Genomic DNA, 8,153 nt, shown 5'->3' on the forward strand with positions numbered 1-8,153 from the left:
GATCACGTCTGCGCTATAAACATTTGATTCTTATATATAAAAGGGCCGCCTCTCAGGGCGGCCTTTTTCATTGATTGGGTGCCGCGGCGTTTTTCACGGGACGGGCGGCTGGACGGATCGGCCGGCTTTGCGCATGGTCGGCGGAAAGCCTGGAACCGGACCATGGAAGTCGCCGTCTTCATTCTAGTCGTGCTCGTCTTCGTGGCGCTTTCCGGCGCTCTGGTTCGCCTGGTACGGGTGCCGTTGCCGGTGCTGCAGATTGCGATCGGTGCCGCGCTTGCGTGGCCGGTGCGCGGCATCCATGTCGAGATCAATCCGGAACTGTTTCTGCTGGTGTTCATTCCGCCGCTGCTGTTCGGCGATGCCTATGGCGCACCGAAGCGTGAACTGATGGCGCTGCGCGGACCGATCCTGGATCTGGCCATAGGGCTGGTCTTCTTCACCATCGTCGGTTTCGGCTACGCCTTGCATTGGCTGGTGCCGAGCATCCCTCTGGTGGTCGCTTTTGCGCTTGCCGCGGTGCTGTCGCCGACCGACGCGGTGGCGGTGTCCTCGATCGTCGACAGAAATGTCGTCCCGGCGCGGCTGATGCACATTCTGGAAGGCGAGTCGCTGCTCAACGATGCGTCGGGGCTGGTCATGTTCCGCTTTGCCGTCGCGGCGGTGCTGACCGGCAGCTTTTCCCTTGCGGCGGCTTCGCTCAGTTTTCTCTATGCCGTGGCGATGGGCATCCTGATCGGCGTGGCGGCGCTGTTCGTTGCCGCCAAGCTGCTGCAACTGCTCAACCGGATCGGCGGCGTGCCGGCCGAGGCGCAGGTGCTGGTGATGGTCCTGCTGCCCTTCATAGCCTATCTCGGCGCCGAGCATGTCGGAGCTTCCGGCATCCTGGCGGCTGTTACCGCCGGCCTGCTCACCGGCGGCTCCGGCGTGTTTCGCTTCCTCGGCGTCTCGGCGCGCATGCAGACGATTTCGCTGTGGACGACGCTTTCCTTCGTTTTCAACGGTGCTCTCTTCATCGTGCTTGGGCTCCAACTTCCCGACATCATCCGCCATGTGCCGCCGGAGCTCATGAGCCTGCACCCGATCGTCCAGCCGATCGCGACCGTCATCGCGCTGACGCTGTGCCTGATCGCGTTGCGCTTCCTGTGGATCTGGGTGGGCGATATCGCCGCCGGCATCGCTGCGCGTCTGGGCAAGCGCAAAGTGGAGCCGTTCGGGCTGCGCGTGCGGCTCGCCGGTTCGGTGGCCGGTGTGCGCGGCGCCATTACGCTGGCCGGCATCCTGTCACTGCCGCTCGCCATGCCGGACGGCTCGCCGTTTCCGGCGCGCGACCTGGTCATTTTCCTGGCCGCCGGCGTCATTATCTGCTCGCTGGTCATCGCCAGCCTCGCTCTGCCGACGATCGCCAGGGGGCTGGTCGAGCCCGGTGAGGATGCCGGCGCCGCCGAGGAGCGCCTGGCGCGCGTGGGCGCCGCCAAGGCGGCGATCGCGCGCATCGAGAGCATTGCCGGAGCCGCTGATGATGAGGGGGGCGAGGTGCCCGGCGCCAGGCTTGCCGCTGCTGATAACATTGTCGCCGGCTACCGGCGCCGCATCGCCGCCTCGGACGAAGCCGATGAGGCCCGCGCTGAGGCGCGCGAAGCCGGAAGGCTGGAACTCGAATTGAGATCTGCCGGCATCGAAGCCGAGCGCGAGGCCGTGCGCGCCATGTTTCGCAGCGGCGAGATCAACGACCATACGTCGCAGGCGCTGTTTGCCGAAATCACGCTTACCGAGGCACTGCTGAAAGGTCGCAAGGCGAGGAAATAGCGACCCGCGGGCCTGGCTGGCGCAATCCGGCCAGCAAATTTCGCGTGGCAAACGTGGCGGGGCGAAAACAACTGTGTTAATGGCGCGGCAAATGCAAGTCGCCCAAAATTGTGCAGCGGTTTTGGGACAACGGCTTGCATAAATTAAAATTGCCCCCGAACCTTGAGGATTTCAGGCCATGGCAACAGCAGCGGCAGTGTCGAACAAGTTCGAATCCTTCTTCGAAACCACGCTGGCCGACGCCGATCCGGAGATTTTCGGGGCCATCCGCAACGAACTCGGCCGCCAGCGCCACGAGATCGAACTGATCGCCTCGGAAAACATTGTTTCCCGCGCCGTGCTTGAAGCGCAGGGCTCGATCATGACCAACAAATATGCCGAGGGCTATCCCGGCAAGCGCTATTATGGCGGCTGCCAGTTCGTCGACGTGGCCGAGGAACTGGCCATCGAGCGCGCCAAGAAGCTGTTCGGCTGCAACTTCGCCAACGTCCAGCCGAATTCCGGCAGCCAGATGAACCAGGCGGTGTTCCTGGCGCTTTTGCAGCCGGGCGACACGTTCATGGGCCTCGACCTCAATTCCGGCGGCCATCTGACCCACGGTTCGCCGGTCAACATGAGCGGCAAATGGTTCAAGGTCGTCTCCTATGGCGTGCGCCAGGACGACCATCTGCTCGACATGGATGCCATCGAGAAGACCGCGCATGAGACCAAGCCGAAGCTGATCCTGGCCGGCGGCACCGCCTATTCGCGCGTCTGGGACTGGAAGCGGTTTCGCGAGATCGCCGACGCGGTCGGCGCTTATCTGATGGTCGACATGGCGCACATCGCCGGCCTGGTCGCCGGCGGCGTGCATCCGTCGCCGCTGCCGCACGCCCATGTCGTGACCACCACGACGCACAAGTCGCTGCGCGGCCCGCGCGGCGGCATGATCCTGTGCAATGACGAGGACATCGCCAAGAAGATGAATTCGGCGGTGTTCCCCGGCCTGCAGGGCGGTCCGCTGATGCATGTCATCGCTGCCAAGGCTGTCGCTTTCGGCGAAGCGCTGAAGCCGAGTTTCAAGGTCTATGCCGAGAGCGTTGCCGCCAACGCCAAGGCGCTGGCCTCCAGCCTCAAGGAGACTGGTCTCGACATCGTCTCCGGCGGCACCGACAACCATCTCATGCTGGTGGACCTCAGGCCCAAGAACGCCACCGGCAAGCGCGCCGAGGCGGCGCTCGGCCGCGCCAACATCACCTGCAACAAGAACGGCATTCCGTTCGACCCGGAAAAGCCTTTCGTCACCTCGGGCGTGCGTCTCGGCACCCCGGCCGGCACCACGCGCGGCTTCGGCCAGGCCGAATTCCGCGAGATCGGCAAGCTGATCGCCGAAGTGCTGGACGGTCTCAAGGTTGCGAATTCCGACGAGGGCAATGCCGCTGTCGAAGCTGCGGTCAAGGCCAAGGTCGTGGCGCTGACCGATCGCTTCCCGCTCTATCCCTATCTCGGCTGACGCGATAGGAAGGCTTACCGCCTGCTGCAACGACAAGCGTCGTTTCAGCAGGCCGGGGCGACCGGCAGGAGCCTTGATGATGCGACCATTTCGTTTCGCCGACCTTGGTGCCGTTGGCGCTCTGGCCGCTTTGATCGCCGTGCCTTTCCCCGCCGCCTTGGCGAAAACCGCCTCTGCTCAACCAGCGCCTGCGCAACCCGCACCTCAGGCCGAGCCGGCGGCGCCCGCCCAGGTGGCACCCAAGCTCGAAACGTTCGGCAGATGGTCGACCCTGGTCGACGAGGTCGACACCGGTGAGGATCTGCGCAAGACCTGCGCTGCCTCGACCGCCTTTATCGGCGCGGGCGGCGTGCCCGGTACCTTGACGCTCGTCATCACGAACGGCGATGCACTGCCGCCGGATGCCTACCCCTCCATAACCATCGCCGTCGACAACAAGGGTCTGCCGGCCGGCAAGTCGATTGCCGCCACCATCGGCGACGACAAGGGCCGTGTCGCCGCCAAACTCCATTCCGATGGCGCCGTCAACGGCCGGCTCAGCTGGACCGTGGACAATCAGGCCAAGATCAGCCTGGCGCTCTTGCGCGCCATGCGCCGGGCATCGGTGCTTGATGTCTCCTTTGGCGACGCGCCTGTTGGAAGCATATCCATGGACGGCTTCACCAAGGCCTATCGCAGCCTCGGTGCATCGTGCGGATTCCCGACCGCCGACGTAGCTCCCTGAAGACATCGGTACGCGGTGCGGCTGCCTGGCGAGGCTGGCAATCCTGCTTGCGCCTCGCTATCTCTGAAGGGCGTGGGGCTGTTGGCGACACTTTGCCATCGCTGCAAAAACCTCTAAGCCTTTCGCTTCACCAGATTCGCCAACCAAAGGCTTCTCCATGCGCTGTCCCTATTGCCAGTCAGAAGATACGCAGGTGAAGGATTCGCGCCCCGCAGAGGATGGCGCGGCGATCCGCAGGCGGCGTGTCTGCCCCGATTGCGGCGGTCGCTTCACCACCTTCGAGCGCGTGCAGTTGCGCGACCTCGTCGTGGTCAAGAAATCGGGCCGCAAAGTGCCCTTCGACCGCGACAAGCTGCTGCGTTCGGTGGAGATCGCCGTGCGCAAGCGCAATGTCGATCCCGAGCGCATCGACCGCGCGGTGACCGGCATCGTGCGCCAGCTCGAAAGTTCCGGCGAGACGGAGGTTGCTTCGGGAGAAGTCGGCCGGCTGGTCATGGAAGCGCTGAAGTCGCTCGACGATGTCGCCTATGTCCGCTTTGCCTCGGTCTACCGCAATTTTCGCGAGGCCAAGGATTTCCATGAATTGCTGGGCGAGCTCAAGGGCGACGAAATCAAGGGTGAAGAGGAAGCCAGCTGAGCATGACTGCAAGCGAACAGGCCGCCCTTGATCGCCGCTTCATGGCGGCGGCACTCAGACTGTCGCGAAAAAATTCGGGGCGCACCGCGACCAACCCGTCCGTCGGCACGCTGATCGTACGCGATGACGGCAACGGTCCGATGATCGTCGGCACCGGCGTCACCGCTGTCGGCGGCCGCCCGCATGCCGAGACCGAGGCCCTGGCCGAGGCCGGCGAGCTCGCGCGCGGCGCCACCGCTTACGTCACGCTGGAGCCTTGCGCCCATCACGGCCGCACGCCGCCTTGCGCCAATGCGCTGGTCAATGCCGGTGTCGCGCGCGTCGTCGGTGCGGCCAGCGATCCCGATTCGCGCGTGTCCGGCAAGGGCTACGCGATCCTGCGTGCCGCCGGTGTCGAGGTGGTCGAGAAGGTGTTGGCCGAGCAAGCCTCCGAGCAGATGGCCGGCTATTTGATTCGTTCGTTGAGAAAACGCCCGGAAGTGATTCTCAAGCTTGCGCTTTCCAGCGACGGCAAGATCGGCAGGGAAGGCGGTGGGCAGGTGTCGATCACCGGAGATATCGCGCGCCGCGAAGTGTATCTGATGCGCGCCGAGGCGGATGGCATACTGGTTGGTATCGGCACGGCCCTTGAGGACGATCCGGCCCTGACGGTGCGTTTGCCGGGGCTGGAGAACCGTTCGCCTGCCCGCATCGTGCTCGACCGCCAGATCCGGTTGCCGGAGGCCTCGAAGCTGGTTTCGGGCGTCGACCGGGTGCCGCTCTATATCGCCGCCTGCCTGGAGGCCGATCCGCTGCGGCGCGCAGCACTCGAACGCGCCGGCGTCCGCTTCATCGGCACCGAGACCCATGAAGGCGGCGTCGCGCTGCCGGAACTGCTCGAGGATCTGGCCGCGCTCGGCATGGCCAGCGTGCTGGTCGAGGGCGGCGCCAAGGTGGCGAGCGCTTTCCTGGCCGACGAACTGGTCGACCGCATCGTGCTGTTCCAGGGACCGGAAGCGATCGGCGATGACGGCATTGCATCGCCTGTTGACGCTGACCATATCCCGGCAGGTTTTCGCAAGCTGCGCGAGATGCGCTTTGGCGAAGACAGTTACGCCGAGTGGATAAGAGATTTTTAGGGATCAACACCGATGTTCACCGGAATTGTCACCGATGTCGGCACTGTCGCTTCCGTCAAACCGCTCAGGCAAGGGGTGGGTTTGCGCATCGACACAGCCTATGACCCGCGGACCATTGCCATCGGTGCCTCAATCTCCTGCGGCGGCGTCTGCCTGACGGTTACGGCCTTGCCCGACAGCGGCTCGAATGCGCGCTGGTTCGAGGTTGAAGCATGGGAGGAAGCCTTGCGGCTGACCACGGCCTCGGGCTGGAAATCCGGCACCAAGGTCAATCTGGAGCGGGCGCTGAAGATCGGCGACGAACTCGGCGGCCACATCGTTTCGGGCCATGTCGACGGCATGGCCGAGATCGTCGAGCGCAAGGATGAGGGCGACGCCGTGCGCTTCACGCTGGAGGCGCCGCGCGACCTGGCGAAGTTCATTGCGCCAAAAGGCTCGGTCGCGCTCGACGGCACCTCGCTCACCGTCAACAAGCTCGAAGGCACGCGCTTCGACGTGCTTTTGATCCACCATTCGCTGACCGTGACCACCTGGGGTGAGCGCAAAGTCGGCGACCGCGTCAATCTCGAGATCGACACCATGGCCCGCTACGCGGCGCGGCTGGTGGAGGCGACGAAAGAGGGGCTGTGATGACCAAGGACAGGGTGAATTCCACGCAGGAAGACAAGTTGATGCGTGAGGAGCGGGCCGATGTGAACACCGAAGGGCACTCGCAGCTCGATCTGTCTGTCAACGACAGCAGAGTCTTCGTTGAAGCCTTGATCAATCCACGATCGGTGAACGATCGTCTGCGCGATACGGTGCGTCGCTACCGTCACGTTACAGGCTCCTGAATACTGGAAACCCAACAAGTTCTGCCGACCGTCGGCGTCGTGGACAATCTTCCGCTTGCGATGAACCCGGCTTCGGCCTAAGTCACCGGCAACTCCCCGGAGACTTTTATGGCTGGCACATCCCAACACGGCAAAGCCTTCATTCGTCCGAAGGCGAAGGCGCATCTGCTCATTGTCGAAGCGCGCTTTCACGACGACCTTGCCGACGCGCTGCTCGACGGCGCGACAAGCGCGCTCGATGAAGCGGGCGCGACTTACGATGTCGTCACCGTTCCAGGTTCGCTCGAGATCCCCGCAGTGATCTCCTTTGCACTGGACGGCGCGACGGGAGGCGGCACACATTATGACGGCTTTGTCGCGCTCGGCACCGTCGTCCGCGGCGACACCTATCATTTCGACATTGTCGCCAATGAATCCAGCCGCGCGCTCATGGATTTGAGCGTGCAGGACTCGGTCTGCATCGGCAATGGCATCCTCACCACCGAGAATGACGCCCAGGCCTGGACTCGCGCCAAACGCTCGGAAGGCGACAAGGGCGGCTTTGCCGCGCGTGCGGCCCTGACCATGATTGCCCTCAAGGAACAACTGGGAGCGCGATCGTGAGCGAACCCGCTTCGCCCGGCCAGCCCGCGGTGCGCCACGCCAACAAGCGCGGCGCTGCCCGTCTTGCCGCCGTGCAGGCGCTCTATCAGATGGATGTCGCCGGCAGTGGCGTCTTCGAGATCACCGCCGAATACGAGGCCTTTCGTCTCGGCAAGGAAGTCGACGGAGCGCTCTATCGCGAGGCCGATGCGCAATGGTTTCGCGCCATCCTGGCGGGTGTCGTCGAGAACCAGAAGACCATCGATCCGATCATCCGCCAGGCGCTGACCGAGGACTGGCCGCTGTCGCGGCTCGATTCGACGCTGCGCGCCATTCTGCGTGCCGGCGTCTACGAGTTGATGAAGCGCGAGGATGTCCCCGTCGCGGTCATCGTCTCCGAATATGTCGACATCGCCAAGGCCTTCTACGAGGAAGACGAGCCGAAGCTGGTCAATGCCGTGCTCGACCGTGTGTCTCGCCGGGTGCGTGGCGAGGGGCGGGGCAAGGACGCATCATGACGGCAATCGCCGTCGAGGCAGGCAGGGAGGCGCGCCGCACGGCGCTGATCCTGGCCGCCTCGCAGGCGATCATCGGCTCGGCCGCTCCCATCGCCATCTCCGTGGGCGCGCTGGCCGGGCAATATCTGCTTGGCCCCGACAAATCATTGGCGACAGCGCCGGTCACCGGCTTCAACATCGGCGTGGCGCTCGGCGCGCTGCCTGCAGCGGCCATCATCCGCAGCATGGGCCAGCGCGGCGGCTTCATGACCGGAACGATCGTCACGGCGCTTGGCGGCCTCGTCGCCACGCTTGCGCTTTTTCAAGGCAGCTTCTGGCTGTTTGCCTTTGGCTTGCTCACGATCGGTGTCGGCGGCGCCTTCGTCCAGCAGTTCCGCTTCGCCGCTGCCGACAACGCACCGCCGGAATTCAAGGCGCGTGCCATCTCATTCGTGCTGGCC

9 protein-coding genes and 1 pseudogene are annotated in these 8,153 nt (G+C 64.4%); all 10 read left to right on the forward strand.

What is annotated here, in order from left to right; translation table 11 throughout:
- The first annotated feature begins 162 nt into the window (after positions 1-162).
- Positions 163-1,809 carry a Na+/H+ antiporter gene (locus EN906_RS14675; RefSeq protein ID WP_127272645.1) on the forward strand — a complete coding sequence of 549 codons (1,647 nt, stop codon included), beginning with the start codon at positions 163-165 and terminating at the stop codon, positions 1,807-1,809.
- 178 nt (positions 1,810-1,987) lie between these two features.
- Entirely contained in the window at positions 1,988-3,301 is a 1,314-nt protein-coding gene (glyA, locus tag EN906_RS14680) for a serine hydroxymethyltransferase (RefSeq protein WP_013532252.1), read from the forward strand.
- Positions 3,302-3,377: 76 nt separating this feature from the next.
- Positions 3,378-4,025, forward strand: a complete 648-nt coding sequence (locus tag EN906_RS14685; RefSeq protein WP_127271308.1) for a hypothetical protein — start codon at positions 3,378-3,380, stop codon at positions 4,023-4,025.
- Between the two features lie 157 nt (positions 4,026-4,182).
- A complete protein-coding gene (gene nrdR / locus EN906_RS14690) occupies positions 4,183-4,662 on the forward strand; it encodes a transcriptional regulator NrdR (protein WP_023810227.1) in 480 nt (159 codons plus the stop codon).
- A gap of 2 nt (positions 4,663-4,664) precedes the next feature.
- A complete protein-coding gene (ribD, locus tag EN906_RS14695) occupies positions 4,665-5,780 on the forward strand; it encodes a bifunctional diaminohydroxyphosphoribosylaminopyrimidine deaminase/5-amino-6-(5-phosphoribosylamino)uracil reductase RibD (protein ID WP_127272670.1) in 1,116 nt (371 codons plus the stop codon).
- A 12-nt stretch (positions 5,781-5,792) separates the two neighbouring features.
- Positions 5,793-6,410, forward strand: a complete 618-nt coding sequence (locus tag EN906_RS14700) for a riboflavin synthase (protein WP_127270991.1) — start codon at positions 5,793-5,795, stop codon at positions 6,408-6,410.
- Complete coding sequence (locus tag EN906_RS14705) at positions 6,410-6,613, forward strand: DUF1778 domain-containing protein (protein WP_127270989.1); 204 nt, start codon at positions 6,410-6,412, stop codon at positions 6,611-6,613. The genes EN906_RS14700 and EN906_RS14705 overlap by 1 nt, the downstream gene beginning before the upstream one ends.
- 108 nt (positions 6,614-6,721) lie before the next feature.
- Positions 6,722-7,216 (forward strand): 6,7-dimethyl-8-ribityllumazine synthase, encoded by a 495-nt coding sequence (gene ribH, locus EN906_RS14710; RefSeq protein ID WP_127270987.1) that lies wholly within the window; start codon positions 6,722-6,724, stop codon positions 7,214-7,216.
- On the forward strand, positions 7,213-7,713 hold the full coding sequence (gene nusB, locus EN906_RS14715) for a transcription antitermination factor NusB (protein ID WP_023798402.1): 501 nt from the start codon (positions 7,213-7,215) through the stop codon (positions 7,711-7,713). The genes ribH and nusB overlap by 4 nt, the downstream gene beginning before the upstream one ends.
- Positions 7,710-8,153, forward strand: a pseudogene (locus EN906_RS14720) (sugar MFS transporter); the annotation flags it as partial. The gene nusB and the pseudogene EN906_RS14720, both read left to right, overlap by 4 nt.

This window comes from Mesorhizobium sp. M7A.F.Ca.CA.004.06.1.1, from assembly GCF_003999135.1.
GTDB lineage: Bacteria > Pseudomonadota > Alphaproteobacteria > Rhizobiales > Rhizobiaceae > Mesorhizobium.